Origin of the sequence: Kribbella ginsengisoli (genome assembly GCF_039537185.1) — a bacterium.
In the GTDB taxonomy this organism is placed as follows: domain Bacteria; phylum Actinomycetota; class Actinomycetes; order Propionibacteriales; family Kribbellaceae; genus Kribbella; species Kribbella koreensis.
In genome coordinates this window covers 291,076-316,230 of record NZ_BAABAA010000006.1, presented here as the reverse complement: position 1 = coordinate 316,230, position 25,155 = coordinate 291,076, and the positions used below count along the sequence as shown (strand labels likewise).

Below are 25,155 nucleotides of genomic sequence, written 5' to 3'. Positions count from 1 at the left end.
GTCGATTGCTACTGCCCGGAGGTTTCGATGCGCGCCAAGGTTCTCTACGTCAGTGATCTGACTTATCCGGCTCGGGGGCGGCGGTATGGGGATGAGGACGCGTATCTGACCCGGGAGTTGCGGGAGCACTTCGATCTGGCGTTGTGTCATCCGTTGGATGCGGTCGGGTTGATGGACCGGTTCGACGCGGTGATCGTGCGCAACAGCGGGCCGGTGCTGCACTTTCAGGCGGAGTACGACGAGTTCCGGGCCGAGGCGATCGCGCGGGGGACGCGAGTGTTCAACCAGCTCAGCGGTAAGGCCGACATGGTGGGCAAGCAGTATCTGGTGGAGTTGAGCGACGCGGGCTACCCGGTGATCCCGACGACCGACAGCGATCCGTCCACGTTGCCGGAGTCCTTGGGCTATCTGGTGAAGCCGAAGCTGGGCTCGGACTCGATCGGGCTCCGCAAGGTTTCTCGCGACGAGCTGAGCATGCTCGCGCTCGACGGGCTGCTCGCGCAGCCGTTGGTCGATTTCCAGTACGAGGTGTCGTTCTACTTCGTCGATCGCGACTTCCAGTACGCGCTGTACACACCGGATCACAGGCACCGCTGGGAACTCGCGCCGTACCAACCGAGTGAGGCCGACCTGGCCTTCGCCCAGCGCTTCGTCGACTGGAACACCATCGACCACGGCATCCAGCGCGTCGACGCCTGCCGCACCAGCACGACCACGGCCGACGCAACCGGCGCCGGCGAGCTGCTGCTGGTCGAGCTCGAGGACCTCAACCCCTTCCTCTCCCTGGCCTCGACCACGGACGATCGCCGGACCACGTTCGTCGATCGCGTTGCCTCATCCCTCGGCGCCCTGCTCGCTTTGTGAAGCCGGCGGCGGTAATGCCGCCGGCGTGATCAGTGCAGTCAGGAACAACGGGATCGTCAGACCGGCCACCAATACCGGCAACGCGAACCAGACTGCTCCCAGGGCGAATCCCGCATAGACCAAGACGGCGAAGACTTCGGCGAACAGTCCTGACACCGAGGTCACCGTCGCCCGCGCCGGACCCGTGATGGCGTCCTGCAGCCGTGCCTCGGCGACGATGATGACGAGCTGCATGAAGCCATACCCGAGCGCGATCGGCACGAACCCGACAGCCGTCCCACTCAACGCACCCCACGCCAGCAACCCCGCGGACAACGCCAGTCCGACACCGAGCACCCACCCCCGCATCCGGTACGCCGGACCCGCGAGCGCGCCACCAATCGCCTGCGCGGCAACCGTCCCTGCGATCAGCAACGGCACGAGCGCCGTCGAAGCACCGATTCCCCTTGCCAGCAAGGGAAAGTACTCATCGAAAGCCAGGAACCCACCAAGCAGAGCCACAAGCACAACAGCCTTACGAACAACCCGGCTGGTCGCCACCTCCGACAGCCCAGCACGCAACATCGCAACGTACCGCCCGAGCACGCCATCGTCGGCAGACCCGTCTCCGGCCGGCCGCTCGGCCACGCGTCCGTCTCCAGCCGGCCGCTCGGCAACGGGTCCGTCTCCGGCCGTGCCCTCTGCGACAGAGCGTTCTCCAGCCAGGCGTTCGGTTGCTGCTTCCACCTCCTTTGTCTCGTCGGCCGTGGCGACTCGGGTCGCCTCCGGTAGGGACACGGCAACTGCCGCTTGAGCTAGGCAGCTCACAACACTCACGATGCCCAGCAGTGGATAGCCGCCGAGCTTGAACAGTGGTGCTGCCAAGGCGGTCGCCGCCAGGTTCAGGACCAGCGCGGCCGACTTGGCACGGCCGATCAGTCCGGCATACCGGCCGGCGGCTCCGCGCGCGGCGAGTTCGTCGTACACGAGGGCTTCGAAGGTGCCGGAGATCAGCGCGGAGCTGATTCCCCACAGGACGAAGCCGAGCGCGAACCCGGCGTACGAAGGAACGACGATCCAGCCGGCGAAGCCCAGGCCGCGGATCAGCGAGCCGAGCACCAGCAGTTTGCGCCGGGAGAAGACATCCGCCCAGGCGCCGGACGGCACCTCGAGCAGGAAAGCGGTCGTGGACCAGATGATGAACAGCGACGAGACCTCTGTCGCCGAGAGCCCGTGATCGGTGAACAGCAACTGATACACCGGATACAGCGGGATGAAGTCCTGCAGCGCCTCGAAGGCGACGATCCGCGCAGACAGACTGCGCGGGACAGCGTTAGGTCGGCGGCTGGATTGTCAAAGGTGCGGCGCTGAGTAGTTCATACCTCAGAAGATAACCGCGAACCCACTACCCGAACAGCTCCTTTGTTCCAGGTGTGGACAAGTGCAGCACCTGGTACCGCGTCCCCGGCACGATCCCCGGCTCGCCGCTCCACAAGGTGAAATGCACGAGCTCCCATCGCTCCGGATCCACCGCGATCGCCGAGCTGTGGACACCAGGCATCTCAACGGTGCGCTGCAAGGCGGCCAACGCCTCGGCCACCGGCTCCGTCGGATCGACCTCCGCAGGCAACCTCCACACATTCTTCGTCGCACCCAGCGCCGGCTGGTCCACGTCAGCTCCGGCCTTCGCCGCCGCGCCGGTCCAGTGCCGCACACCCGGCCGCCCGAACGACCGGCAGATCCCGCTGAAGAACCCGCCGCCCCACAGGAATCGCCCCATCCCCGCAGCGTCGTTCCACAGATAGAACGGCGCGTACTGATTCACGATCGCCCCGTTCGCCTGGTCCTGCACCAGGTACGCCTTGATCCCCAGCCCCTCGAAGTCGTCTGTCCGGTCCCCCAGCGTCTCCACCCGGCGCCGGATGATCCCCATGTCGTAGTCCGTCGGCAGATTCAGCTCGTACTGCATCGCGTACATGCCGTACATACTAGTTGGTACAGAGCGATATTGAGAAGCTTTTCCACCGGCGGTCCGGCAGGCTTTGGGGATGGCTGACGTGGGCGAGCGGGTCTGGCGGAAAGTTCCCGACGGGGTGCGGGAGGCGCTGACGCGCGGGCTCAGTCCGTCGGAGTTGCAGACGGCTTTGCTCGAGGTCAGTCGGGAGCGGGCGGCTGCGGTGACGCCGGCACGGTTGGTGCAGCGGTGGCGGGAGGATCGGTTCGTGCGGCCGTCCGGAGTCGATCCGCGGGCGCTGGTGAAGACGCAGGCGATGCTGTGGGAGCGCCTGCCGGAGCGGTTCGCGGGCGTGGAGTTGTCGCCGCTGACACCGCTGGGGACGTGCTCGGCGGTGGCGACCATTCACCAGAACATGGTCGTCAGCACGATCCGCGGTACAGAGGTCGCGAGCGATCCGACCAACCAGCTCGCGATCGAGGCCGCGGTACGCCGCCGCGCCGGCCAGGACCGCGTTGACCTCGCCACCTGTCAGCGGGTGGTTCGCGCGCAACTGGTCGACGGACCAGGGATGTTCGCGCACTTCGAGCTGTTCGCACTGGTGTCGAGCGCGCGGGACACCGGGTCGGGGCGGATCGAGGCGGAGATGCTGGTCGACCATCTCCGCTACTGGCACGACGTACTGGGTGATGAGGCACAGTTGACGTTCACCACGTTCGAGCGGACCGCAGTACGGGAGCGGATCGACGACACGGTACGGCCTGCGCTGAAGGTGGAGTTCGCCGAGGATCCTCAACGGGAGAAGGGAATCAACTACTACTCCGGTACTGCGCTCGGCATCGCCCTCCCTGGTGCCGACCTGGGCGACGGCGGCTTCACGCCATGGACCGCCCAGCTGCTCGGAGACGCCAAGGAGCGCTGCTTGATCTCCTGCGTGTCGACCGAGCGGCTGACCGCAGTACTCAGCGGAGCTTGAGCAGGGCCGCCTCGGTGGGCGAGAAGCCGCATGCCTTGACGTAGAAGTCCGCGAGATGCGGCTCGTAGTCGACATGCAGCCACTCGCAGCCTGCCGCGTTCGACTCCTCGGCCGCGAGGCGAACCAGCTCCTTGCCGATGCCTTGCCGCCCGTATGACGGGTGGACAGCTGTGTCGAGGACAAAGGCGTGCGCACCACCGTCCCAGCAGACCTGCACGAAGCCGACGAGCTGATCGTTGCTGAAGGCACCGACCCAGGTGAGCGCGTGCCGCTCCAGCCGCGCGGCCCATGGCTGCACCTCAGGCGGGGACTCGAACGCGAGCGCATGCAGCGTGGACAGCTCGGTGTCGTCGACCGGGAAGCGGGTCCGGTAGTCGATCACGGCGCAGCCTCCGTACTGATCAACACAACCGTGCTGTCGCTGGTCAACGGCAGCAGGTCTCGTGCCGCTCGCAGGCCGGCCAGGGTGGCGGCTCCGCTGGCACCTGATGAGATGCCTGCTCTGCCGAGGTCCTGGACGGCAAGGGTTGCCTCGTACTCCTCCACTGTGACCGCTGCGTCGAGGCCGGCCCGCAGTACCGGCCAGGCGAGGCTTGAGGGTGTGCCGCAGTTCAACCCCGCCATCACCGTCTGCCCTGTCGGCACAGTGAGCAATTCGCCTGCCCGCAAGCTTGTGGTGACACAGGCAGCGCTCGCCGGCTCTACACCGAGCAGTACCGGAGTTAACGGTCCACTGCGGTAGTGGGTGACAGCAGCTTGGGCGACAGAGCCCACACCCATCGGTACTACGACCAGGTCAGGCTCGACGTCGATCTCCCGGAACAGCGTCGAGTATCCGTCGACGATGTGCTGCGGGATGACCTCGTACCCGGGCCAGGCCGAGTCCTGGATCAGCAGCCTCTCCCCTATCGCCTCCTCGGCCGCGGCGGCGACCGCAGCGTCGTACGAGTCGTCGACGATGGTGACGACGGCGCCCTCGGAGCGGATGGCCTCGATGGCGCGGTCGCTGACCACGGCGGGGATGAACACGTGCGCCTTGAGGCTGAGGGTCCTGGCCATCCGGGCTACTGCTCGACCGTGGTTGCCGTCGGTGGCGGTGACCAGCTCAGTGGTCGACGGGTGGTCTTGCAAGGCGCGGTGGATTGCCCACCAGGCTCCGAGCGCCTTGAACGCGGGCAGGCCGAGTCGCTGCGACTCGTCCTTGACCAGGAGCTCGGCTACGCCCAGTTCAGCCGCTAGGGCTGGTACTGAGGTGAGCGGGGTCGGGCGGTAGCCGTCCAGGGTCTGGTGGAAGGTGAGTACGTCTGCGGGCGCAGCCGTAGTACGCCAGGTCCTTGCGGACGGGTTGGTGTGCCAGAGCACTGCCTAGGCGACCAGAGCGAAGGCTTGGGCTGAGGTGGAGTAGGCGTTCGGGGAGGAGACCACGCGTTGCGGTGCCGACTCGGTGACGCGGATCGAGGAGGTCTGGAGGCGCACAGGCAGAGTGGCGCGGACTGCGGTGGCGAGGTCGAACTGCACCTCGGCGAGGAGGTCGGCCAGCTCGAGGTCGAGGGCCCGGCAGATGGCGGCAAGGATCTCCGAGGAGGGTTCCTTGCGACCGCGCTCGATCTCGGAGAGGTACGGGACGGAGACCTGGGCCTGCTCGGCGAGCTCGCGCAGGGTGATCCCCCGCTCGCGCCGCAGCCGGCGGAAGACGTTTCCGATCACCTGGCGTAGCAACACGTCTGGGTCCTCCCCTGCTCCGGTGTCCTTAGGTCGAGTGTGCCACCCCGGGCAGGTCTGCGGTGGGCAGATCTGCCATGGGCAGATTCCTGGGACTCCGCCGCGCAGGGCGGCGACGCTGGATGACATGAGCGAGACCACTGCACCGAATGCCCTCGACAACCACATCTACCAGCGCCTGCTCTGGCAGCGCATCGTCGTGCTCGGCGACGAGATCAAGGACGAGAACGCGAACGCCTTGTGCGCCCAGCTGATCCTGCTGAACGCCGAGGATCCGAAGGCGGACATCTCGCTCTACATCAACTCGCCCGGCGGATCCGTGTCGGCCGGGCTGGCGATCTACGACACGATGAACTTCATCAGCAACGACGTGGCGACGTATGCGATGGGGCTGGTCGCGTCGATGGGTCAGGTGCTGCTGGCGTGCGGGGCGGAAGGTAAGCGGTATTCACTACCGCACGCCCGGATCATGATGCACCAGCCGATCGGCGGGATGGGCGGAACGGCGACAGACATCAAGATCCAGGCGGAGCAGTCGGTCCTCGCCAAGAAAGATCTCGCCCGCCTGCTGAGCCAGCGCACCGGCCAGCCGATCGACCGGATCGAAGAAGACTCCGACCGAGACCGCTGGTTCACCCCCGAACAAGCCCTCGACTACGGAATCATCGACAAGGTCCTCCAGCACCCGGTCCCTGTGCTCACCTAAGCCTGGGCGAGGCCTCACGGCCTAAGAGAATGCTGCAATGCCTGCCCCGCTGAGGTTGGGGTCAGCTGGGCCTGGGTTGGCTGGGGTGGGGCAGCCGCGCGGGGCAGGCGGGGTGGGTCAGGTGGCGGCTAGGGCTTGGGAGAGGTCGTTGGTGAGGTCGTCGGGGTCTTCCAGGCCGATGCTTAGGCGGAGGAGGTTGTTGTGGGGTTTGGCGGAGTCGTCGACCAGGCGGTGGGTTAGGCCTGCTGGGTGTTGGATGAGGGTGTCTACTCCGCCTAGGGAGACCGCGTGGGTGATCAGGTGGAGTGAGGCTGCGACTCGGGCGGCGGAGTCGTAGCCGCCGGTGGTGGTGAAGGCCAGGACGGCGCCGGGGCCGGATTGCTGGCGGCCGATGAGGCCTTGGGGGTCGCACTCGGGTAGGCCGGGGTAGTAGACGTTATCCACAGCCGGGTGGGTGCTCAGCCAGTCAGCTACCTTCTCCGCCGAGGACTGCTGCGCCCGGACTCGTACCGGCAGGGTCTGGAGTCCCCTGTGCAGTTCGTACGCCGCAAGCGGGTGCAGCAGGCCACCAGTCAGGGCACGGACCTGGCGGAGCTTGGCGGTCCACTCGGCGTTGGCTGCGATGACTCCGCCCATGACGTCGCCATGGCCGCCCAGGTACTTCGTTGCCGAGTGCAGCACCAGAGTCGCGCCGTGCTGGGCGGGCTGCTGGAGCACAGGCGTCGCGAAGGTGTTGTCCACAAGCACCGGTACGCCGTTGGCCTGGCGGACGGCTGCGGCGATGTCCACCAACTCCACCGTCGGGTTGGCCGGCGTCTCGACCAGGACGAGCCCGGTGTCGGGGCGGATGGCATCAGCGATACCAGTGGGGGTCACCCAGCTCACCGACGTACCGAGTAGGCCTGTGGATAACAGGTGGTCCGAGCCGCCGTAGAGCGGGCGGACGGCGACGACATGCGGGCGGCCACCGACGACCGTGGCGAGCAGGGCGGCGGACAGAGCGGCCATGCCGGAGCCGTAGGCGACTGCGCTTTCGCAGTACTCGAGCTCTGCGAGGGCCTGCTCGAAGCGGGCGACATTCGGGTTCCACAGGCGCTGGTAGACGAGGCTGCCGCCGTCGGGGCCGTTGCCGAGCGCCAGGGCGTCGTACGAGGCTCCGCCGCGCTCCACATCGGGCAGTGGGTAGGTCGTGGAGAGGTCGATCGGGGGGACGTGGACGCCGAGCGCGGTGAGGTCGTCGCGGCCGGCGTGCACGGAGCGGGTGTCCAGCTGGGTCATGGGGGGCCTCCTCAGGACGGGGTGAGCCTGAGGATGGAATCTTCTGCAGAATCGGGCAAGAGTTCCGAATAAAATTCGTCCACAGGCTTGTCCACACGCTGTGGATTCTGTGGATGGGACTTACAGTGGGGTCATGCCGAAGGATCGTCGGACGCCTGGACCGGCCCCCCGGCCGGTGCCCGCTGCGCTCGACGAGGTCGATCGGGAGCTGGTCCGGCTGCTGACCGCCGACGGCCGGATGCCGAACAACGCGCTCGCCGAGGCGACCGGCATCGCGCCGTCGACCTGCCTGACCCGCGTGCGCTCACTGCGCGAACGCGGCGTGATCCGCGGTTTCCACGCGGAGGTGGACCTGGCCGCGCTCGGGCGACCGCTCCAGGCGCTGGTGGCGATCCGGATCGGCGCCCACTCCCGCGACGACATCGACCGCTTCCGCGCGGCGGCCCCGCGCCTCCCCGGCGTACTGGCGCTCTTCCACGTCAGCGGCGCCAACGACTACCTACTGCACGTATCGGCGGAGAACCCCGACGCCCTCCGCGATTTCGTCCTCGACCACCTCACCGCAGATCCTGCAGTCATCCACGCCGAAACCAGCCTCATCTTCGAACACGTCCGCGGCACCCCCACCTGACCCAACCTGTGGATAACTCAGCGGGGCTTCAGGCCCCAGGCGGTGGCTAGCAGGTCGTAGGAGTGGCGGCGTTCGGCTGGGTTGTGGATGTTGGTGGTGATGATGAGTTCGTCGGCGCCGGCTGAGGTGGCTCGGCGGGTGAGGTCGGCGGCTACCTGGTCGGGGGTGCCTACGGAGACCAGGCCGGCCCACTCCTCGACGGCTGCGCGTTCGCCGTCGGACCACGGGTAAGCGGCGGCTTCCTCGGGGGACGGGAGAGGGCTGGGGCGGCCGGAGCGGAGGCGGAGCATGGAGAGTTGGTTGGCGAGGCTGAGTTGCTGGGCTCGCTCTTCCGTTTCGGCGACGATCGCGGCAAGGGCGAGGATCGCGTGGGGCTTCGGCTGCTCGGGGCTGGGCTGGAAGAGCTCGCGGTACGAGCCGATGACGCCGGCTGGGTCGAGGTTGCCGAAGTGGCCGGCGTAGGCGAAGCCAGTGCCGAGGGCTGCGGCCGCCTGGCCGCCGTACGCGCTGGAGCCGAGCACCCAGACGGGCGGCAGGGGGATGTCGTCCGGCTGGGCGGAGATCGGGGCGAAGGGGTGGCCGGCGGGGAAGCCTTCGGCGTACGCGCGGAGCTCGGTGTACTGGTCGAGGAAGTCGTCGGCGGCTAGGGCCTCGCGGCTGCGGCGGAGGGCCAGTGCGGTGCGCTGGTCGGTACCGGGCGCGCGGCCGATGCCTAGGTCGATGCGGCCCGGGTAGAGCCCGCCGAGGACGCGGAAGCTCTCGGCGACCTTCAGGGGTGAGTGGTTCGGCAGCATGATGCCGCCGGAGCCGACCCGGATGGAGGAGGTCGCGGCGGCGACGGCCGCGATCATCACCTCTGGGCTGGTGCTCACAACGCTGGGGATGTTGTGGTGCTCGGCCAGCCAGTACCGGTGGTAGCCGGCCGCCTCTGCGCTTCTTGCGAGCTCGAGGGTCTCGTGGAGTGCCTCGGACGGGCGCGTCCCCGTCGGTACGGGCGAGAGGTCGAGCACGGACAGGGGCATCGGCTCAGCAGTCACGTTCAACCGTAACCACCACTCGCGGCGGGCTATTCCACCGAGCGGGCGACTTTGTGCTCCATCTGAGCGAGTGCGACCGGGTGGATTCGCTCACGTGAAGCACAAAGTTGTCGGTACGACGGCTTGGTGCCGGTCCGGCGTACCGGCGCGAAGGGTCAACCAGGGCACGGCGTCGGGCGGTTGGCAGCGGTTCGGCGTACCGGGCAAGGGTCAGGCGGGGTAGGGGGTGGTGGTGCGAGCTTCGCGGAGGGGGCGGGACCACCAGGCGAGTTGGGTGAGGAGGGTGGCGGCGGCTGCGGGGGTGGTGGGGTCCTGTGGGGTGCCGTCGGGGGTGAAGGGGTCGGTCGGCTGGTGGAAGCTGAGGGTTTCGCGGATGGTGACGGCGTGGAGTTCGCCGAAGACCTGGCGGAGTTGCTCGGCCGCCCGGAGTCCACCGGAGCGGCCGCCGTACACGATGAAGGCGACTGGTTTCGCGTACCAGGGGCGGCGTACGGAATCGATGGCGGTTTTGAGGTCGCCTGGGTAGCCGTGGTTGTACTCCGGGGAGACGATCACGATCGCGTCGGCCTCGTCGATGCGCGCCGGCAGGTCAGCCGTCGGAGTGCGGCTGAGGTCGATCAGGTCGAGCTTGAAGTCGTCTCTGCGCTCGACCTCCCGCGCGAACCACTCAGCCAGCACGGTGCCGAACTTGCCCGGCTCGGAGTTCCGGACCAGCAGGGCGAGGCGGAGCGGATGCACAGTCACTCCGCCGACGGTAGAACCTCAAGTTGACTTGAGGTCAAACCAACAACATCCGGTGCGAGGGTCCGCTTCCGCGGCCGACCACTCCGCGGTGGTCAAGTCGCCACCGGCCGAGTTGTTGTTTCAGCAAGCCCGCTCACTGGGGGTCAGGTCCCGCCGTGGGCCGGTCAGGCGGGGCCGATTCGGCGGGTGCGGCCGATTCGGCGGGTGCGGCCGATTCGGCGGGTGCGGCCGATTCGGCGGGTGCGGCCGATTCGGCGGGTGCGGCCGATTCGGCGGGTGCGGGTGGTGCGGCGGGTGGGGGGTTGAGGGGTAGGGAGGTGTTGGCGGCTCGGATCAGGTCGGTTGGTTGTGAAGGGTCGGGTGGTGTGGGGTCCGCTTCGGGAGTGGTGGGGAGGACGCCTACTGATTGCCAGGCGGTGGTGACGGCGGTGGCTTCTGGGGAGGTGGGGCCGTAGAGGGTGGCGGCGGTGGCTTGGGTTGCTTCGGCGAAGGTGGTGAAGGTGGCGGTGGAGGTCAGGTTGCCGGAGGTGAGGGTGGTGTACCAGATCTGGCCGGCGGCTTCGTAGGCGTAGCCGGCCAGGGCGGTGGCTACCAGGTAGAAGGCGTGGTTGGGGATGCCGGAGTTCAGGTGGACGCCGCCGTTGTCTTCGGTGGTTTCTACATAGGAAGACATGTGGGCGGGTTGGGGGTCCTGGCCCAGGCGGGGGTCGTTGTAGGCGGTGCCGGGGGCCTTCATGGAGCGGAGGGCGACGCCGGCGACGCCGGGGCGGAAGAGTTCGGCGCCGATGAGCCAGTCGGCTTCTGCAGCGGTCTGGCCCAGGTGGTGCTGTTTGGCCAGCGAGCCGAAGACGTCGGAGAGGCTCTCGTTGAGGGCGCCTGACTGGCCTTCGTAGACCAGGCCTGCCGTGTACTGCGTAACGCCATGCGTCAACTCATGACCAGTGACGTCAATCGAGCGGGTGAAGTCGCCGAAGATCTCCCCGTCGCCATCACCGAAGACCATCTGCGCGCCGTCCCAGAAGGCGTTCGCATACCCATGGTCGTAGTGCACCGTCGAACTCAGCGGCAGCCCGGCTCCGTCGACCGAGTCCCGCCCGAAGCATTCCTTGAACATCGTCCAGGTCGCCCCGGTGCCGTCGTAGGCCTGGTTGACGGTCGCATCGGCCACCGCGGGATCGCCCTCGCGCCGGACCACCGGGCCGGGCAGCGTGGTGCCGTTCTCCGCATCGTGGACGACCCGTCGCGCGCCCGCGTCATCGCCTTCAGACTGAACAGAGCCTTCGGACCGAGCAGGGCCCTCGAGCTGGACCGAGCCCTGCCCGAGCGCGGCCGGGCGGCTTCGGAGTACGGCGTCGTGCTGCAGCGACAGGCGGTAGCGAGCGCGCAGATTCGGGTCGTCCGCGGTCCGCTCGAGGTGTTCGAGCAGGTACGGCGGGACGATGTGATGGACCGTCATGCTGCTGATCGTGCCCTCTGGACCGGGTAGCGCAAAGGGCGAAATGCGATAAACTCAAGGATTTGTGGCTGCCACCAGAGAATTGCCGAAATCGGCACTGGGAACCAACGAGGTGCATTTTATCACGAGGGGTTGGAATTGCTGAATCCGGTCGAGGCTGAACAGGTTTACCTGACGGCTTTCTACGCGACCCTCGACCGTGAGCGGGAGCGTACGGAGGGTCGCCGGCAGGACGAGCAGATCGCCGGTACGCGGAACGCGCAGGCCCTGCACCAGCGCGACGGCCGGGTCCGCGACCTGAACGCCCGGCTGTCCCGGCTGAACGCGGCCGAGGAGGGTCTGGCGTTCGGCCGGCTCGACGACGAGGACGGCGGCGTCCTGCACATCGGCCGGATCGGGTTGCACGACGAGGACTACGAACCGCTGCTGGTCGACTGGCGCGCACCCGCGGCGCGACCGTTCTACATCGCCACCGCCGTGGTGAACGAGGGCATCGTCCGGCGACGGCACATCCAGACCCGGCTGCGTCAGGTGGTCGACGTCCAGGACGAGCAGCTCGACCTGGACCGGACCGCGGACGGCGCGTCCCAGCCGGGCACCGGGGTGGTCGGCGAGGCGGTGCTGCTGAGCGCGCTGGAGGCGCGGCGTACCGGCACGATGGAGTCGATCGTGCGGACCATCCAGGCCGACCAGGACCGGATCATCCGCTCCGAGCTGGCCGGGGTGCTCGTGGTGCAAGGCGGGCCGGGCACGGGAAAGACCGCCATCGCGCTGCACCGGGCGGCTTTCCTTTTGTATACACACCGCAGCCAACTGGAAAAGCGCGGCATTCTGGTGGTCGGCCCCAATTCCACCTTCCTGAAGTTCATCGGCCAGGTGCTGCCGTCACTCGGTGAGGACGGCGTCCGCCTCGTCACCGTCGCCGAGCTGTACCCCGGCGTGACCGCGACCCGCCCCGAGCCCGCCGAGGTCGCCGAGGTGAAGGGCCGCGCGGTGATGGCCGAGGTGATCGAGACCGCCGTCGCCGATCGCCAATGGGTGCCCACCAAGCCGCTCGAGCTGACCGTCGACCGGACCGTACTCCGGGTCGAGCCGGCCGTCGTCGAGGAGCTCCGCGCCGCCGCCCGCGCCCGGCAGCTGACCCACAACCAGGCGCAGCCGTTTTTCCGGACGACATTCATCGAGCACCTGGTCAGCCAGTACGCCGACATCATCGGCGAGGACCCGCTCGGCGGCGAGAACCTGCTCGACGACTACGACCTGGAGGAGTTGCGCAACGAGGTCGTCGCGGACCCCGGCGTCCAGGCTTTGCTACAACAGCTCTGGCCGGTGCTCAGCCCGCAACAACTCCTGATCGACCTGTACGCCGACGAGGCGCGACTCAAATCCGCCGCGCCGCAACTGAGCGACCTCGACCGCGAGCACCTGCTCCGGTACGGCGACGACTGGAGTCCCGCCGACGTCCCGCTGCTCGACGAAGCCGCCGAACTGCTCGGCGACGACGGGCGTGATCTCGCGCGCGAGCGGGCCGAGCGGGCCCGCGCGATCGCTTATGCACAAGGCTCTCTGGACGTTCTGTCCGGTTCGGGCTCGACCGACTTCGACGAGGACGACGAGGCGGAAGTTCTGTCGGCGAAGGACATCCTCGACGCCGAGATGCTGGCCGAGCGTTATGAGGCCGATGACGATCGCACGCTGGCCGAGCGCGCCTCGGTCGATCGGCGCTGGACGTACGGGCATGTGATCGTGGACGAGGCGCAGGAGTTGTCGCCGATGGCTTGGCGGGCGATCGCACGGCGTTGTCCGCTGCGGTCGATGACGCTGGTCGGCGACGTCGCGCAGACGGGTGCGGCCGGTGGCGGGACCAGTTGGCGGCAGGCGTTGGCGCCAACGTTCGGGGATCGCTGGCGGCTGGCGGAGTTGACGATGAACTACCGGACGCCGGCTGAGGTCATGGAGTTGGCTGCTGACGTACTGCGTGAAGTGGACCCGACCGCGGTGGCGCCGCAGTCGGTACGGGCGACTGGGGTACGGCCGTGGCATCTCGACGTACCGGCGGCTGAGCAGGCGGCGTACGTGAGCAAGGTGGCGCATGAGGAGACGCAGCACGGGCAGGTCTGCGTCATCACCTCGCGGCACCGGCTGGAGCTGGTGCAGGAGGCAGTGGGCGACATAGCCGGGATCACCGTGCTAACGGTCGCCGGTGCGAAAGGCCTCGAGTTCGACTCGGTCCTGGTCGTCGACCCCGACGGCATCATGATCGAGTCCCCCCGAGGCCTCCGCGACCTCTACGTAGCCCTGACCCGCTGCACCCAACGCCTAGGCGTCATCGGCCCCCTACCCGACGTACTGCAAGGCTCTGACGCCTGGGACGTCCGCACCTGACCGGACTGTTCTCAAGGCACGTCGACAGCTCTACTGTCGAAGGATGAAGAAGCCTCTTCAGTGTCTTCTCGGCTTACACAGGTGGAGAACCGAGCGCAACGAAGAAGGCGGGCGGTACGAGCTCTGTCAGCGGTGCGGCACCACGCGTGACAAGGTCACGCTGATGGACCACCCGGGGAACTGAGCCGCCACGTCAGTGATTGGCGCAGCACTTGATTTGGTGTTCGACTTCGAAGGGGATGAGGACTCCGCCGGCGGCTGGTTGGACCAGGAGGACTATCTGGCCGTGGCGGCGGATGGGGCGGATGTAGTTGCGGGTGTCTACCAGGGTGGAGTCGTCGACGGGTAGGCCGCCGATGGTTTCTACCTGGTCGATGCCGCAGGTCTCTACAAGCTCTGCTGCGGTCAGGGTGCCGCGAGCGTTCTCTTGGCCGGGGAATGCGACCAGGCGGCCCGCAGTACCCAGCGCTGTTTCCACTGCGGCCACATAGGCGCCGCGGACGAGTTGGCTTGGGCCTGCGACCTCGGGCTCGGCTGCACCCGCGCGGATGACGGCCGAACCGACATCCTGGGTCAGGGACGTCTGGTCGAAGCCGGGCGTGCTGATGGAGACAGCCAGGTGGCCGCCTGACACCACATGGGTGCAGGCGACTACCGGGCCTGTCGCGGACTCCAGCAGGCCGTGGAGGACGTGTTCGGCCTCCACGGTGTCTGCGGAGTCCGCATCGACGGCGATGATCACTTTGTCGGAAGCACCCAGATCGGGTTCGTGTAGAACCACAGGTCCGCCCACGGGTCGGCGTCACCGACCACATCCAGCTGCGGGCCGGCAGGGTCGATCGCTGCACCGAGGTAGCCGACCTGGCTGCGGTTGCCGTCCGTACCACGGACGCGCACGTAGAACGGGTTCTCCGGGTCCGCCTTGCCCAGCGGCAGGACGAGCTCGAAGGTGCCACGCTTGCCCGAGGTGTCCCACTGCTTGACGACCTTGGTGTCCGGCGCAGTGAAGGTGTCCTTGTCGCTGACCGCACCCTTCACCGCACCCACGATCGCGTCGACGCGGTTGAGCGACGGCGTGAAGTTGGCCCAGTTGGGGACGTTCTGCGCGGTGATCCGGATGACGAGCTCGATCGCGCGGCCCCGGCGTACGTGCAAGGCGCCGCCCAGCGGCTCACCGTGGGTTTTGCCGGTCTCGCGGACCTCCATGTCGACGGCCTTGACGAGCGCGCCGTGGTCGACCCAGACGCGGCCGTTGCGCAGGCCCTCCATCACCGCGCGGTAGTCGCGGTTGTCGGCGCCGACGTGCGTCCGGCTGTAGTAGCCCGGGAAGAAGTCGGCCGCGGTGCGGTTGACCGTGCGGCTGTAGACCGGGTCCATGTAGCGCCCGTCGCGGTCGAACTGCGCCTGGTCCGAGCCGTCGGGACGACGGGAGGTCTCGTTCCAGTTGACGTGCGAGTCCGAGTTGGCGCTGATCCACCACGGCTTGCCCTCGGCCAGCAGGCTGTCCCAGAGACCGCCGACGGTCGACGTCATCCAGTCGAAGCCACCCCAGGTCCGGTACGACTCGGCCGGGTACCCGGGGAAGGAGTTCGCGTTCGGCGCGTTGCCGTAGAGGCCGCGAGCGCCACCAGCGCCGATCCCGGCCGGCAGACCGCCGGCCTGGTGACCGGGCGCGCCTTCGAAGCCGACGGCGATCCGCGGGTCGGCGTCGCGCCAGTTGCGGATCTCGTGCGGGCTGTCGATGCCGTTGCGGGCGGGGTGGTTCGCGAGGAACAGCGCGTCGGCGACCCGGCGCTGGTCGACCTGCCGGCCGAGCCACTGGATGCCGTCGAGGGCGAGCTGCTCGTTGGCCGGCGTGTTGGCGCCGGCGTTCTTCACGCTGCCGTCGTAGCCGTTCTCGAACTGCTTGAGTACCTCGACCTCGCGGCTGCCGGGAGCGACGAAGACGGTGCCGTGCTCGGCGGCCGGGATGTTCCACTCCAGGCCCTGGAAGATCAGCGTGTTCTTCAGCTCGGCCCGGGCCGCCTTGATCTGCGGGTTGACCAGGTCGACGCCGATCCGGGCGTGGGTGGCGCCACCGTGGTCGGTGATGACCAGCCAGTCGAGGCCGTTCGCGGCCGCGTGCTGCGCCTGGTCGATGACCCGGTACATGCCGTCGGAGCTCAGCTGGGTGTGGATGTGGTGGTCGCCGGCCAGCCAGACGTTCGGCCGGCCACCGCTGGTGAACACGTGCCCGGTCGGCGAGGTCGCGGCGGCGAACTCGGCGCCGGAGACGGCGAGGGCCGCAGCGCCACCGAGGATCCCGGCCGAGCGGAGCAGACCGCGGCGCGACAACTCGGTCGGCGACAGGTCCTGGTCCGGAATCGACTCGTCCAGCGCCGCGGTGGTGGCGGCGTCCAGCTCGGTGTTCGGGTGGTGATGGTCGTGATCATGACCGTGCCCATGACCATGTCCGTGACCGTGCCCGTGCTCATGGCTGTGATCGTGACCATGACCGTGGCCGGTGTGGTCGTGGGAGTGTCCCATTCGTGCGTCCTCTCGGATGGCGGAATCCGGCGGGATCATCGCCTTTCGGGGTGACATCCAGATGTTGTCCGGATGAACCTCCGCCCTCGCCCGAGCCATGGACAACACACAGCGACGGGACTTCAATGGTTCGCGGGGGGAAACATGAATGGAGAACCGGAAACAGTCACGGAAAGTTTCGAGAACACTCACCCGGGCAGGGACCGCGGTAACGCGACGCTGGCTGCCCTGGCAGGGGTCGCGGTCGGGGTGGTCATCGTCCTGCTGGCCTGGCTGGTCTTCCTGCTGAGTCGGCAAGATTCGGCCAAGGAGACGACGGCGGCGCCGCAGTCGACCGGCGTACCGGTTACGGTGAAGACGATGACCGTGGCTCCGTCGGTCAAAGGCACGACGACGGCGCCTGCCCCGGTACGAACCTTGCCGAAGGCGATCGGCGACGTCCGATCGCTCCCGGCAGGACTCTTCTGCCGGGACCTGAAGAGCAAGGGGTACAGCTACGTGGCGGCGATCGACTACTGGCGGCTGCACGGTCAGCCCAACCAGATGGATGCCGACCGCAACGGTATCCCGTGCGAGACCGTCTATCCACGCAGCGACATCGGGTCGTACTGGAACGGTCGGGAGGTCGTCGGCGTGACACCGCTGGCGTCCGGCCTGTTCTGCCGCGACCTGGCCGACCGGGGTGCGACGTACGCCGAGGCGGTCGCCTACTGGTGGTACTGGGGCCGGCCGGAACGGATGGATGCCGACAAGAACGGCATTCCGTGCGAGACGGTCTACTCGGTTGCCGTGGTCAACGACTTTTGGTTCCAGTGAGGCGGTCCGTCTGGTTGGCCTTCCTGTCCGCGGCCCTGGTGGTCGCGGGCAGTGGGCTGATCGCACTCACCGCGACCGGTGCGTTCGACCGGTCCGATTCCAAGAAGACAACGGAGCCTGTACCGGCGCCGGCGACCAGCGTTCGTACCAAGACCGTGGCTGTGCCGACCACGCCGACCGCTGTACCGAGCGAGCCGGCCGCTGTGCCGACGACCGCGCCGTCTGCTCCTGCGACGCCCGCGCAACCCGCGACGCCGCAGCGGCCGTCCAGGTCGGTGGCCCCGACAACGGCGGCCGCCGTCCGCGCCACCCGGTACGTCTTCCCGATCGGTGGTTGCCGGGCGGATGCTTCGCAGAGTCATCATGATTATCCGGCGTCGGACATCTTCGCGGACAAGGGTTGTAAGTTCGTCTCGCCGGTGGACGGGCGGGTCGATGAGGTGACCCGGGTGGACACCTGGAACAAGAAGACGAACGTCGGGCGGGATCGGGGTGGGTTGTCGATCTCTGTCGTGGGCGTGGATGGGGTTCGGTACTACGGGTCGCATCTGTCGGCCATTGGGGCTGGGATCAAGCCGGGGCTGGTCGTGAAGGCTGGGCAGCCGTTGGGCCTTACCGGGAACACCGGGAGTGCTCAGGTGACGCCGCCGCATCTGCATTTCGGGATCAGCTGGCCTACTGCGCCGGGGCACTGGTGGATCCGGCGAGGGGCTGTGGCGCCGCAGAGTTTTCTCAACGCTTGGCATGAGGGGCGGCAGTTGTCGCCGGTGGCGTTGGTGGGGAAGGTGCGGCGGGCGTACGGAGTCGACCGAGGGTGCCGGGACTACTGCTGACGTAGGGGCCGGAAGAAGGCGCGGATGTCGTCGACCAGGAGGTCGGGGGCTTCCAGGGCGGCGAAGTGGCCGCCTCTCGAGTACTCGGTCCAGTGGGTGATGTTGTGCCAGCGTTCGAGGATGTGGCGCATGGCTGGGTCGGTGGGGAAGACGGCGACTCCGGTGGGGACCTCACTTCGCGCGGCGGGAGGGGCGGTTCGGCTTTCGTAGTACAGGTTGGCTGAGGTGGCGCTGGTGTTGGTGAACCAGTAGATGGAGGCGTTGGCCAGCAGGTGGTCGAGGGCGACGGCGTCCTCGGGGAGCGCGCGAGCCGGGTCGGTCCAGTCGTGGAACTTCTCCAGGACCCAGGCGAGCTGTCCGACGGGTGAGTCGCTGAGGGCGAAGGAGACGGTCTGCGGTTTGGTCGACTGCAGTTCGGCGTAGCCCGTGCCGGTCGCGCGGATGTGCTCGGCCGTCGCCAGCTTGGCCTGGTCTGCTGCGTTGAGGTCGTCGAAGTCGCCGGGCTCGGCCGCTGGGAACCCTAGGCCGCCATTGATGTGTACGCCGATGACGCGGTCGGGTGCGAGTGCGCCGACGAGCGGTGAGACGACCGACCCGGTATCTCCGCCTTGCGCGCCGTATCGGGGGTAGCCGAGGCGATTCATCAGCTCGATCCAGGCGCGGGCGATCCGCTCGTGATCCCAGCCGGGGCCTTCGAGTGGTACCGAGAATCCGTGTCCTGGTACCGATGGCGCGACCACGTGGAATGCGTCCGCAGCATCACCGCCGTGTTCGCCCGGCGAGGTGAGTGGGCCGAGGACCTCGATGAATTCGGCGACCGAGCCCGGCCAGCCGTGGGTCATCAGGAGCGGGATGGCATGAGGCTCGGGCGAGCGTGCATGCAGGAAGTGCACGGTCTGGCCGTCGATCCGGGTCCTGTACTGCGGTACTGCGTTGAGCCGCGCCTCCCACACCCGCCAGTCGAACTCCAGCCACCGCTCGACCACCCCATGCAGGTACTCGACCGGCACGCCCCGCGCCCAGTCACTCGACAGCGATCGCGGCCACCTGACTCCCTGAAGCCGGCGGTGGAGGTCGTCGACGGCTTCCTGAGGGATCTCGATCCGGAACGGCTCAAGCATCGACTGCCCTCGCCTCGGATGCCGGGTCTCGCGTCAGCCGATAGAGGACCTTCGTGTGAACGGTCCGGAAGCCGAGCTGCTCGTAGAGGCGTTGCGCGCCGGTCGGGCTTGCCGCGTCGACGTTGAGTCCGGCGCGCTCGAAGCCGGCCGCCTCGCCTGCTCGCATCGCCTCCGCCATCGCCGCGCTCGCCAGCCCGCGGCCGCGATACTCACGTCGGGTGCCGACCTGCCCGATCCACAACTCCCGTACGCCGGTCGCCTCGGTGTCGGCCGGATACTCATAGGCCAGCGCGTACGCCGCGATGCGATCGCCGTCGAGCATCAGGCGGGAGAGCGCCGGCCGGAATCCGCGATGGCCGGTGAACCACCGCTGCCAGTCCTCCTCGGTCTTGGGCTCGACACCCCAGTGGTCGACGAAGATCTCGTTGTGGGCCAGCCGGAGCGGCTCGTCGTACTCGATGGCGAACGGGATCAGTCGGAAGCCCTCGGCCGGCTGGGTGACGATGGGCTGTTCGGAGTACGGGCGCTGCATCGAGCTGTAGTACCGGGTGGGTTGGTAGCCGTTGGCAAGAGCCAGCACCCGACCACCGTCGTCGATGCTCTGCAACTCGATGTCGACCGTCGCGAACAACTCCAAGGCTCGCCGGGTCGCCCACTCGAACAGCGGCCGCCCGATCCCCTGCCGCCGATACTCCGGGTGAATCCCGCCCCTCACCGTCTCGTCGTCGATCAGGCTGTACCCGACAAGTCGACTCCCCTTCCAGACACTGCGTCCGTCGGCGGCCGCATCGACCACACGCCGCAGACCGACCGCATCGACGTACTCGCCACTTCCATCAGCCGCCGCGATCGCATTGACCAACTCGACGAGCCCCTCAAGTTTGGCTGACCCGAGCGGTCGAACCTCGACACCGCCCGGCCAGCTCATGCCGGCCTCAGGTCGGTGACCAGGCGGAAGCGCCACCGGATCGCCTCGGTGCTGTCGTCGACGGTGAAGGCCGGGTCGTCGATCACGTGCCGGAGGTCCGCGTCGGCGACCAGCCCGGTGGTCGACGTTTTCGTCCCCGCGAGGATCGCTCCGACGAGCTGGTCGCGCAGCGGGCCCGGGAATCCGAACTCGGCCTTCTCCATGCCGGTCAGCCTACGGACGGCGCCAGGTCAGAGGTTGGCGTAGTACTCCGGCTTCATCTGGATGATCTGGACGTAGTTGCCGTCCGGGTCGATCAGGGTGGCGAAGTAGCCGGGGCCGCGGTCCTCGGGTTCGACCAGCCAGTTGACGTCGAGGGTGCGCAGATGGGCGGCGGTCTGCTCGATGTCCTCGACCGCGAAGTTGATGATGAAGCGGCCCGGTTCGGGTGCCTTCGCGTCGACGTCGTCGCGGTGCTCGACGATCAGGCCGAAACCACCGAGGTCGAGAGTGCCGTAGTTGTTCGTCTCGGCGTGGAAGCCGTCGCGGTACCACGCCTTGAGACGGTCGGGGTCGGTACTGCCGAGCAGCATGCTGTTCAGCACTGGGCGGTCCATGGCTGTCTCCTGTTCCGAGCCGGCGATCGGCTCACAGCGGGTACGTCGGAGTCGCGGCGACGGGCTCGACATACCGGGCTGTGAAAGAAGGCGGAGACAGAAAACGTCCGCACCGGTGAGGTTCGGTGCGGACGCTGAAGTGTTTTCGTTTTTACTTGTCCAGGCGCATTGTTCGAGGGTCTAACGGGGGGCTACATCCCACATGCGCTCGCCGGGCAGGGGGTCGGGGAGCCGGTCCACGACGGGCATCGGGTCGTTGGTGACCCGGAGTCCGGCGAAACGACGGCTCATGGCGTGGGCGTACCGCTCGGCCAACGCCGGCTCGGCGTTGTAGTCGGCGATCACGTGCTCACCGAACCAGACTCGTACGCGTCGGCGCTCAGACGTCTGGGTGGCGGTGGCGGTTGTCACTTGTCCTCCATGCAGTTCCAGGGTGGTCGGCCTTAGTCGCGGAGCGAGCGCGGTGCCGGTGCGCCGTGTGTTCACCGTCACGTCAGATCCAACGGACGAGCAGAACGGAAGGTCACGCGCGAAATCTGGGCAATTGTCCAGAACTTCTTCACTCTTTGTTCACCCGTTTCGAAGCTTTGTTCGATTGTTTCGGGAGACGCAATTCATAGCGTTTCCTCAGGTACGACACGCCGAGGCGACCCGGCGGCCTCCGTACGCTGGTGAAGTGACCATCGAAGACGCTGGGACCAAGGCCCTGGCGGTTCCCGACCAGATTGTTTCGCCGACCGGGATCGCCACCGTCCAGACCGAACACCTGATCGGCGACATCAGCGACGCGCTCCGGCTGCTGGACGCCGTGGAGCGGGTCCGCGGCCACGCCCACCCACTGATCCTCGGCCTGCAGGACGCGGTCGGGATCAAGATGCCGGCCGCGCTGGTGCTGAGCGCGATCTCCAACGGGCGCGACTCCGCCGGGGCCGTCGCCAACCAGGTCGGCACCACCACGGGTGAGGCAGAGCTCGCGATCGCGGAGCTCGCTGCCCTCGGACTGGTCCGCACGTCGCCGATGCTGATGGTGACGGGGATGGGTCAGGCCCGCCTGTCCCAGCTCGACGGCCTGACCGTCCGCGTCCTCGACGTGGTCACCGGCATCCTCGGCCCCGCCGACGCCGCCCAGCTGATCCGTCTCCTGCACACTGTTGCCGACGGCCTCGAATCAGCCGCCATCACCGCCAACGCCTCCGACCAACTCCCCCCGACGATCCTCAACAACTAGTTGCTGGGTGTCGGGTCGTCGTACTTGCCCAGCTGACCCTCGTAGCGCTGACCGTTCCGGTAGGGCCACGGGTACGCCGTACAGCCATGCAGCCCCAACGTCTGCTGCTGCATCACGGGCGCCGGCTGTCCCGGACCAGGGCACAGCTCATGCGCGTTGCCGAGCCGATGCCCGGTCTCGTGGTTGATCATGTACTCCCGGTACGTCGTCAGGCTCGCGCCGTAGTTCGGTACCCCCTTGGCCCACCGCGCCACGTTGAGCACGACTCGCTCCCCGATCCGGCAACTCGTGTACTGGTCGAAGCCGCCGCCGCAGTAGGTATCCCGGGTCGCGGGCGTGACGAGCATCAGCTTGAAGTCAGCCGCTTGCCCCGGACCGACCTGCCGGAACCGGTACTTGCCTGCTGAAGCCCAACCCTCTGGCGCGCCATAGGTCTCGCGCACGAAGCTCGCGAAGGCGGCCTGATCGATGCCCTTGATGCCGCCCTCGATCTGGATCTGGAAGGTGAAGAGCTTGCCCGCCCGGCCGATCGTCGCCGGGTTGCCTGGCAAGGTCGTGAAGTCGACCGTCCCGCGGACGGGATAGGTGACCCCCGGATCCCCTTGCCCAGGCGCCGAGTTGGACTGCGGAGAAGCCGGTACTTCGGGAGTCTTGGACTCGGCCGGGGCCCCGGGCTCGGCCGGCGTCTCGGGCTCGGGGGCCTTGCCGGTCGGTGTGGATTTCGGCGAGGCCGCCTTCTTGGGTTGCGTCGACGTCTGGGCCACCGGTCGCTCTGGGTGCTCCTGGCGCGAGAACGGACTGGCCGGCAACTGGAGCAACGCGACGACCGCGACCGCCCCAACGATCCCCAGGGCGGCGATCCTCGTCTTGCGCATCAACAGCTCCTCACTCCGCGCTCCGGTCGAACGCGTCCTCACCCAGTACTTGTCTGATGCGGCGAAAACCCTTCTGTCTTATTTCATACAGCCGTGTCAATTTGAAGGACGAGTTGGTCCACCAACACCTGGTGGAGCTCAGCGGGCTAGCCGACGCGGTCGGTGAGGAAGGACTCCCAGGTATGGGTGCCGGTCGCGTTGGCGGGGGCGAGGTTGACGCCTGCGCGGAAGGCACGGGGGGCCTTGCCGGGGAAGTGGATGGGGAGGAGAGGACGGCGACGGTGGGTGGCTGTGAGGTAGGAGCTGATGATCTCTTTGAGGGTGTAGATGGTGGGACCGGCGATGTCGGGGACCAGGCCGGCGGGTTCGCCTTGGGCTAGTTCGACCAGGCGGGCGGCTACGTCGCGGGCGTCGATCGGCTGGACGCGGAAGCCGGTGGGGACCGGTACTACGGGAAGCTTGGTGAGCGTCTTGGCCAGGGTCAGCACCAGGTCGTTGAACTGGGTGGCGCGGACTGTCGTCCACGGCAGGCCGGACTCCGCGATCACCTGCTCGGCGCCGCGCTTGAACGCGAAGTACGCGAAGGACTCCTGGTCGGCGCCGACGACCGAGATGTAGACGATGTGGGGCTTACCACCAGCTGCCTTGACCGCCTTGACCAGCGTGCGGGCCTTCTCGTCGTCGCCCTTGGCGTCGCCGGCCAGGTGGACGATCGTGTCGACCCCGGCGACTGCGGCGTCGATGCCTTCGCCGGTGGTGAGGTTGCCGACGGCGTACTCGATCCCGTCGGCCGGCTCGTGGCTGCTGCGGCTAAGCACCCGGACCTTGAAGCCGGCGTCCCTCAGCAGCGGGGTGGTCAGCCGCCCGAGGGTTCCTGTGCCGCCGGTGACGAGGACGGTTGCGGTCATGGTTCTGGCTCCTGTCGGTCGGTGCGGCCGCGGTTCTCGCGGCTCTACTTGTCCGACTCGCGCCAGGCGAGAAGTGTGACAGTCAGGCGTAGCGGATGCCCAGACCGCCGTCGACGGACCAGTTGGCGCCGGTGACGAAGGCGGCGGCTTTCGAGGCGAGGAAGCAGACCACCTCGGCGACCTCCTCGGGGGTGCCGACCCGGCCGAGCGGGTGGACGGCGAGGGCCGTTTCGCGGGCGTCGGGGATGGTGTCGAAGAACTCTTCGAGCAGGTCGGTGGCGATGAAACCGGGGCTGACGGCGTTGACGCGGATGCCGTGCGGGGCGATGTCGAGGGCGAGGCTGCGGGTCATGCCGACCAGGCCGGACTTGGCGGCGGCGTACGGGAACATGCCGGCCGTGGTCAGCTGGGTGTGGATCGAGGCGATGTTGACGATCGCGCCGCGCTTGGCCTCGATCATCTCGGGCAGGACGGCGCGGGCCATCAGCCAGGCGCCTTTGAGGTCGACGGCGAAGACGCTGTCCCATTCGGCGACGGTCATCGTGGTCGCGTCGGCGTAGGAGTTCCGGCCGGCGTTGTTGATCAGGACGGTGATCGGACGGCCGAGGGTCTTGGTGAGTTCGGCGACGGATCGGCGTACGGAGTCCTCGTCGGTGATGTCGCCGACGGATGCCGCGATGGTCGCGCCGGAGTGCTCGAGCTCGGCGGCGGTGGTCTCCAGCTCGTCGGGCAGGATGTCGAGGAGCGCTACGGCGGCGCCTTCCTCGGCCGCCTTGATCGCGATTGCCCGGCCGATTCCGCGAGCGGCTCCGGTGACGAGCACGACCTCGTCCGTCAGACGTCCGGACACTTGGTTGCCTCCTTCGGCTTTTCCTCATCCTTTCAGGAGGCGGCTTTCAGGGGGCGCGGAGGATGCCGGCCTTCGCTGCTCGGGCGGCGTCGCGGGCGTAACGGTCGGCGTCGGCCTCGGAGAGGTCCTGGCGCAGGAGGGTCAGCTGGTGGAAGAGGGGTGCGGTCGCGGTCAGGAGGACGCGGTGGGCGTCGGTGTCGGCGGGGATCTCGCCGCGGTCGATGGCGCGGGTGATGACGATGGCGCTGCGTTCGTACCGGTCTTTCCAGAAGCCGTGCAGCGCGTTGGCAGCCTCGGGCGCCCGGAAGGAGGCGGCGATGACGGCCGTCGTCAGGGAGGGTCTGATCGTGAGCGAGGCGTGGATCTCGCGGTTGAGTTCGACGAGGTCGCCTTCGAGGGTGCCGGTGTCGGCGGGGATCCAGGAGTCGTCCGCGCCCATCGCCAGGAGGTCGACCAGCAGGCCGTCGACGGTGCGCCAACGGCGGTACACGGTGGTGCGGTGTACGCCGGAACGCGCGGCGACCGCATCGACGGTGAGCCCGTCGTAACCGTGCTCGGCCAACTCCGCCTCGACTGCCGCAAGCACGTCAGCGCGAACCCGGGCAGTCCGGCCGCCAGGCCTCGCCCGCTCACCGCGAGCGTCATCCCCGCCTTCCGCACCGGTGACGGCCGCATCGGCGGCGGCTGAGGTTGCGTTCCGGGGAGCGGGCATGGCATGATCTTAACGCAACATTCGTCGCAT

29 protein-coding genes are annotated in these 25,155 nt (G+C 67.9%); 9 read left to right on the top strand and 20 right to left on the bottom strand.

What is annotated here, in order from left to right; genetic code table 11:
- Positions 1-27 precede the first annotated feature (27 nt).
- A complete protein-coding gene (locus ABD768_RS22525; RefSeq protein ID WP_344843643.1) occupies positions 28-864 on the top strand; it encodes a hypothetical protein in 837 nt (278 codons plus the stop codon).
- Here ABD768_RS22525 and ABD768_RS22520 read toward each other — a convergent pair.
- The gene (locus ABD768_RS22520; RefSeq protein ID WP_344843641.1) at positions 835-2,103 is read right to left on the bottom strand and encodes an MFS transporter; all 1,269 of its coding nucleotides are present in this window, start codon (positions 2,101-2,103) and stop codon (positions 835-837) included. The genes ABD768_RS22525 and ABD768_RS22520 overlap by 30 nt on opposite strands.
- 145 nt (positions 2,104-2,248) lie before the next feature.
- On the bottom strand, positions 2,249-2,821 hold the full coding sequence (locus ABD768_RS22515) for a DUF4865 family protein (RefSeq protein ID WP_343982104.1): 573 nt from the start codon (positions 2,819-2,821) through the stop codon (positions 2,249-2,251).
- A gap of 70 nt (positions 2,822-2,891) precedes the next feature.
- Between ABD768_RS22515 and ABD768_RS22510 the strand changes: the two genes are divergently transcribed.
- Positions 2,892-3,773, top strand: a complete 882-nt coding sequence (locus tag ABD768_RS22510; RefSeq protein WP_344843638.1) for a hypothetical protein — start codon at positions 2,892-2,894, stop codon at positions 3,771-3,773.
- On the opposite strand, the gene ABD768_RS22505 is transcribed toward ABD768_RS22510, so the two are convergent.
- Genes ABD768_RS22505 through ABD768_RS22495 form a run of 3 tightly spaced genes read right to left on the bottom strand, consistent with a single transcriptional unit; the run spans position 3,760 to position 5,495 of the window.
- A complete protein-coding gene (locus ABD768_RS22505) occupies positions 3,760-4,155 on the bottom strand; it encodes a GNAT family N-acetyltransferase (RefSeq protein ID WP_344843635.1) in 396 nt (131 codons plus the stop codon). The genes ABD768_RS22510 and ABD768_RS22505 overlap by 14 nt on opposite strands.
- The gene (locus ABD768_RS22500) at positions 4,152-5,135 is read right to left on the bottom strand and encodes a pyridoxal-phosphate dependent enzyme (RefSeq protein ID WP_344843632.1); all 984 of its coding nucleotides are present in this window, start codon (positions 5,133-5,135) and stop codon (positions 4,152-4,154) included. Before ABD768_RS22500 ends, ABD768_RS22505 begins: the two co-directional genes overlap by 4 nt.
- A gap of 3 nt (positions 5,136-5,138) precedes the next feature.
- Entirely contained in the window at positions 5,139-5,495 is a 357-nt protein-coding gene (locus ABD768_RS22495) for a helix-turn-helix domain-containing protein (protein ID WP_343982119.1), read from the bottom strand.
- 118 nt (positions 5,496-5,613) lie between these two features.
- On the opposite strand from ABD768_RS22495, the gene ABD768_RS22490 reads away from it, so the two are divergent.
- A complete protein-coding gene (locus ABD768_RS22490; RefSeq protein WP_425558447.1) occupies positions 5,614-6,201 on the top strand; it encodes a ClpP family protease in 588 nt (195 codons plus the stop codon).
- 117 nt (positions 6,202-6,318) lie between these two features.
- On the opposite strand, the gene ABD768_RS22485 is transcribed toward ABD768_RS22490, so the two are convergent.
- The gene (locus ABD768_RS22485) at positions 6,319-7,479 is read right to left on the bottom strand and encodes a trans-sulfuration enzyme family protein (protein WP_344843626.1); all 1,161 of its coding nucleotides are present in this window, start codon (positions 7,477-7,479) and stop codon (positions 6,319-6,321) included.
- Between the two features lie 133 nt (positions 7,480-7,612).
- Between ABD768_RS22485 and ABD768_RS22480 the strand changes: the two genes are divergently transcribed.
- Positions 7,613-8,110, top strand: coding sequence for an Lrp/AsnC family transcriptional regulator (locus ABD768_RS22480; RefSeq protein ID WP_343982126.1), 498 nt, complete (start codon positions 7,613-7,615; stop codon positions 8,108-8,110).
- Between the two features lie 17 nt (positions 8,111-8,127).
- Here ABD768_RS22480 and ABD768_RS22475 read toward each other — a convergent pair whose 3' ends face one another.
- Positions 8,128-9,147, bottom strand: coding sequence for an LLM class flavin-dependent oxidoreductase (locus tag ABD768_RS22475; protein ID WP_343982129.1), 1,020 nt, complete (start codon positions 9,145-9,147; stop codon positions 8,128-8,130).
- Between the two features lie 94 nt (positions 9,148-9,241).
- Between ABD768_RS22475 and ABD768_RS22470 the strand changes: the two genes are divergently transcribed.
- Entirely contained in the window at positions 9,242-9,370 is a 129-nt protein-coding gene (locus ABD768_RS22470) for a hypothetical protein (RefSeq protein WP_343982132.1), read from the top strand.
- On the opposite strand, the gene ABD768_RS22465 is transcribed toward ABD768_RS22470, so the two are convergent.
- Together ABD768_RS22465 and ABD768_RS22460 are read right to left on the bottom strand one after the other, a co-directional pair.
- Entirely contained in the window at positions 9,358-9,891 is a 534-nt protein-coding gene (locus ABD768_RS22465; RefSeq protein WP_344843622.1) for an NADPH-dependent FMN reductase, read from the bottom strand. The two genes, ABD768_RS22470 and ABD768_RS22465, sit on opposite strands and share 13 nt — an antisense overlap.
- Positions 9,892-10,024: 133 nt before the next feature.
- Positions 10,025-11,347 carry a M4 family metallopeptidase gene (locus ABD768_RS22460; RefSeq protein WP_344843620.1) on the bottom strand — a complete coding sequence of 441 codons (1,323 nt, stop codon included), beginning with the start codon at positions 11,345-11,347 and terminating at the stop codon, positions 10,025-10,027.
- A gap of 132 nt (positions 11,348-11,479) precedes the next feature.
- Here ABD768_RS22460 and ABD768_RS22455 point away from each other — a divergent pair, with 132 nt between their 5' ends.
- Positions 11,480-13,732 (top strand): HelD family protein, encoded by a 2,253-nt coding sequence (locus ABD768_RS22455; RefSeq protein WP_344843617.1) that lies wholly within the window; start codon positions 11,480-11,482, stop codon positions 13,730-13,732.
- 193 nt (positions 13,733-13,925) lie between these two features.
- On the opposite strand, the gene ABD768_RS22450 is transcribed toward ABD768_RS22455, so the two are convergent.
- Both ABD768_RS22450 and ABD768_RS22445 read right to left on the bottom strand, forming a co-directional pair.
- The gene (locus ABD768_RS22450) at positions 13,926-14,474 is read right to left on the bottom strand and encodes a hypothetical protein (RefSeq protein ID WP_344843614.1); all 549 of its coding nucleotides are present in this window, start codon (positions 14,472-14,474) and stop codon (positions 13,926-13,928) included.
- A complete protein-coding gene (locus tag ABD768_RS22445) occupies positions 14,471-16,258 on the bottom strand; it encodes a PHP domain-containing protein (protein ID WP_343982147.1) in 1,788 nt (595 codons plus the stop codon). Before ABD768_RS22445 ends, ABD768_RS22450 begins: the two co-directional genes overlap by 4 nt.
- Positions 16,259-16,402: 144 nt before the next feature.
- On the opposite strand from ABD768_RS22445, the gene ABD768_RS22440 reads away from it, so the two are divergent.
- Both ABD768_RS22440 and ABD768_RS22435 read left to right on the top strand, forming a co-directional pair.
- A complete protein-coding gene (locus ABD768_RS22440; RefSeq protein WP_343982150.1) occupies positions 16,403-17,074 on the top strand; it encodes a hypothetical protein in 672 nt (223 codons plus the stop codon).
- Complete coding sequence (locus ABD768_RS22435) at positions 17,071-17,907, top strand: M23 family metallopeptidase (protein ID WP_344843610.1); 837 nt, start codon at positions 17,071-17,073, stop codon at positions 17,905-17,907. The genes ABD768_RS22440 and ABD768_RS22435 overlap by 4 nt, the downstream gene beginning before the upstream one ends.
- Here the strand turns inward: ABD768_RS22435 and ABD768_RS22430 are convergent.
- The 5 genes from ABD768_RS22430 to ABD768_RS22410 form a co-directional block, all read right to left on the bottom strand.
- Positions 17,898-19,028: an epoxide hydrolase family protein gene (locus ABD768_RS22430; protein ID WP_344843607.1), complete on the bottom strand. Its 1,131-nt coding sequence runs from the start codon at positions 19,026-19,028 to the stop codon at positions 17,898-17,900. The genes ABD768_RS22435 and ABD768_RS22430 overlap by 10 nt on opposite strands.
- Positions 19,021-19,956: a GNAT family N-acetyltransferase gene (locus ABD768_RS22425; RefSeq protein WP_344843604.1), complete on the bottom strand. Its 936-nt coding sequence runs from the start codon at positions 19,954-19,956 to the stop codon at positions 19,021-19,023. The genes ABD768_RS22430 and ABD768_RS22425 overlap by 8 nt, the downstream gene beginning before the upstream one ends.
- Positions 19,953-20,159 carry an ASCH domain-containing protein gene (locus tag ABD768_RS22420; RefSeq protein WP_344843601.1) on the bottom strand — a complete coding sequence of 69 codons (207 nt, stop codon included), beginning with the start codon at positions 20,157-20,159 and terminating at the stop codon, positions 19,953-19,955. The genes ABD768_RS22425 and ABD768_RS22420 overlap by 4 nt, the downstream gene beginning before the upstream one ends.
- A gap of 27 nt (positions 20,160-20,186) precedes the next feature.
- Positions 20,187-20,552, bottom strand: a complete 366-nt coding sequence (locus ABD768_RS22415) for a VOC family protein (RefSeq protein WP_343982166.1) — start codon at positions 20,550-20,552, stop codon at positions 20,187-20,189.
- 180 nt (positions 20,553-20,732) lie between these two features.
- The gene (locus ABD768_RS22410) at positions 20,733-20,963 is read right to left on the bottom strand and encodes a hypothetical protein (protein ID WP_164602023.1); all 231 of its coding nucleotides are present in this window, start codon (positions 20,961-20,963) and stop codon (positions 20,733-20,735) included.
- A gap of 265 nt (positions 20,964-21,228) precedes the next feature.
- On the opposite strand from ABD768_RS22410, the gene ABD768_RS22405 reads away from it, so the two are divergent.
- Entirely contained in the window at positions 21,229-21,780 is a 552-nt protein-coding gene (locus ABD768_RS22405) for a MarR family transcriptional regulator (RefSeq protein WP_344843597.1), read from the top strand.
- On the opposite strand, the gene ABD768_RS22400 is transcribed toward ABD768_RS22405, so the two are convergent.
- The 4 genes from ABD768_RS22400 to ABD768_RS22385 form a co-directional block, all read right to left on the bottom strand.
- Positions 21,777-22,655 (bottom strand): DUF3152 domain-containing protein, encoded by an 879-nt coding sequence (locus ABD768_RS22400; RefSeq protein WP_344843595.1) that lies wholly within the window; start codon positions 22,653-22,655, stop codon positions 21,777-21,779. The genes ABD768_RS22405 and ABD768_RS22400 overlap by 4 nt on opposite strands.
- Positions 22,656-22,801: 146 nt before the next feature.
- A complete protein-coding gene (locus tag ABD768_RS22395; protein ID WP_344843593.1) occupies positions 22,802-23,563 on the bottom strand; it encodes an SDR family oxidoreductase in 762 nt (253 codons plus the stop codon).
- Between the two features lie 82 nt (positions 23,564-23,645).
- Positions 23,646-24,413, bottom strand: a complete 768-nt coding sequence (locus ABD768_RS22390) for an SDR family NAD(P)-dependent oxidoreductase (RefSeq protein WP_344843591.1) — start codon at positions 24,411-24,413, stop codon at positions 23,646-23,648.
- Between the two features lie 46 nt (positions 24,414-24,459).
- Positions 24,460-25,125: a TetR/AcrR family transcriptional regulator gene (locus ABD768_RS22385; RefSeq protein ID WP_344843588.1), complete on the bottom strand. Its 666-nt coding sequence runs from the start codon at positions 25,123-25,125 to the stop codon at positions 24,460-24,462.
- Positions 25,126-25,155: the final 30 nt, after the last annotated feature.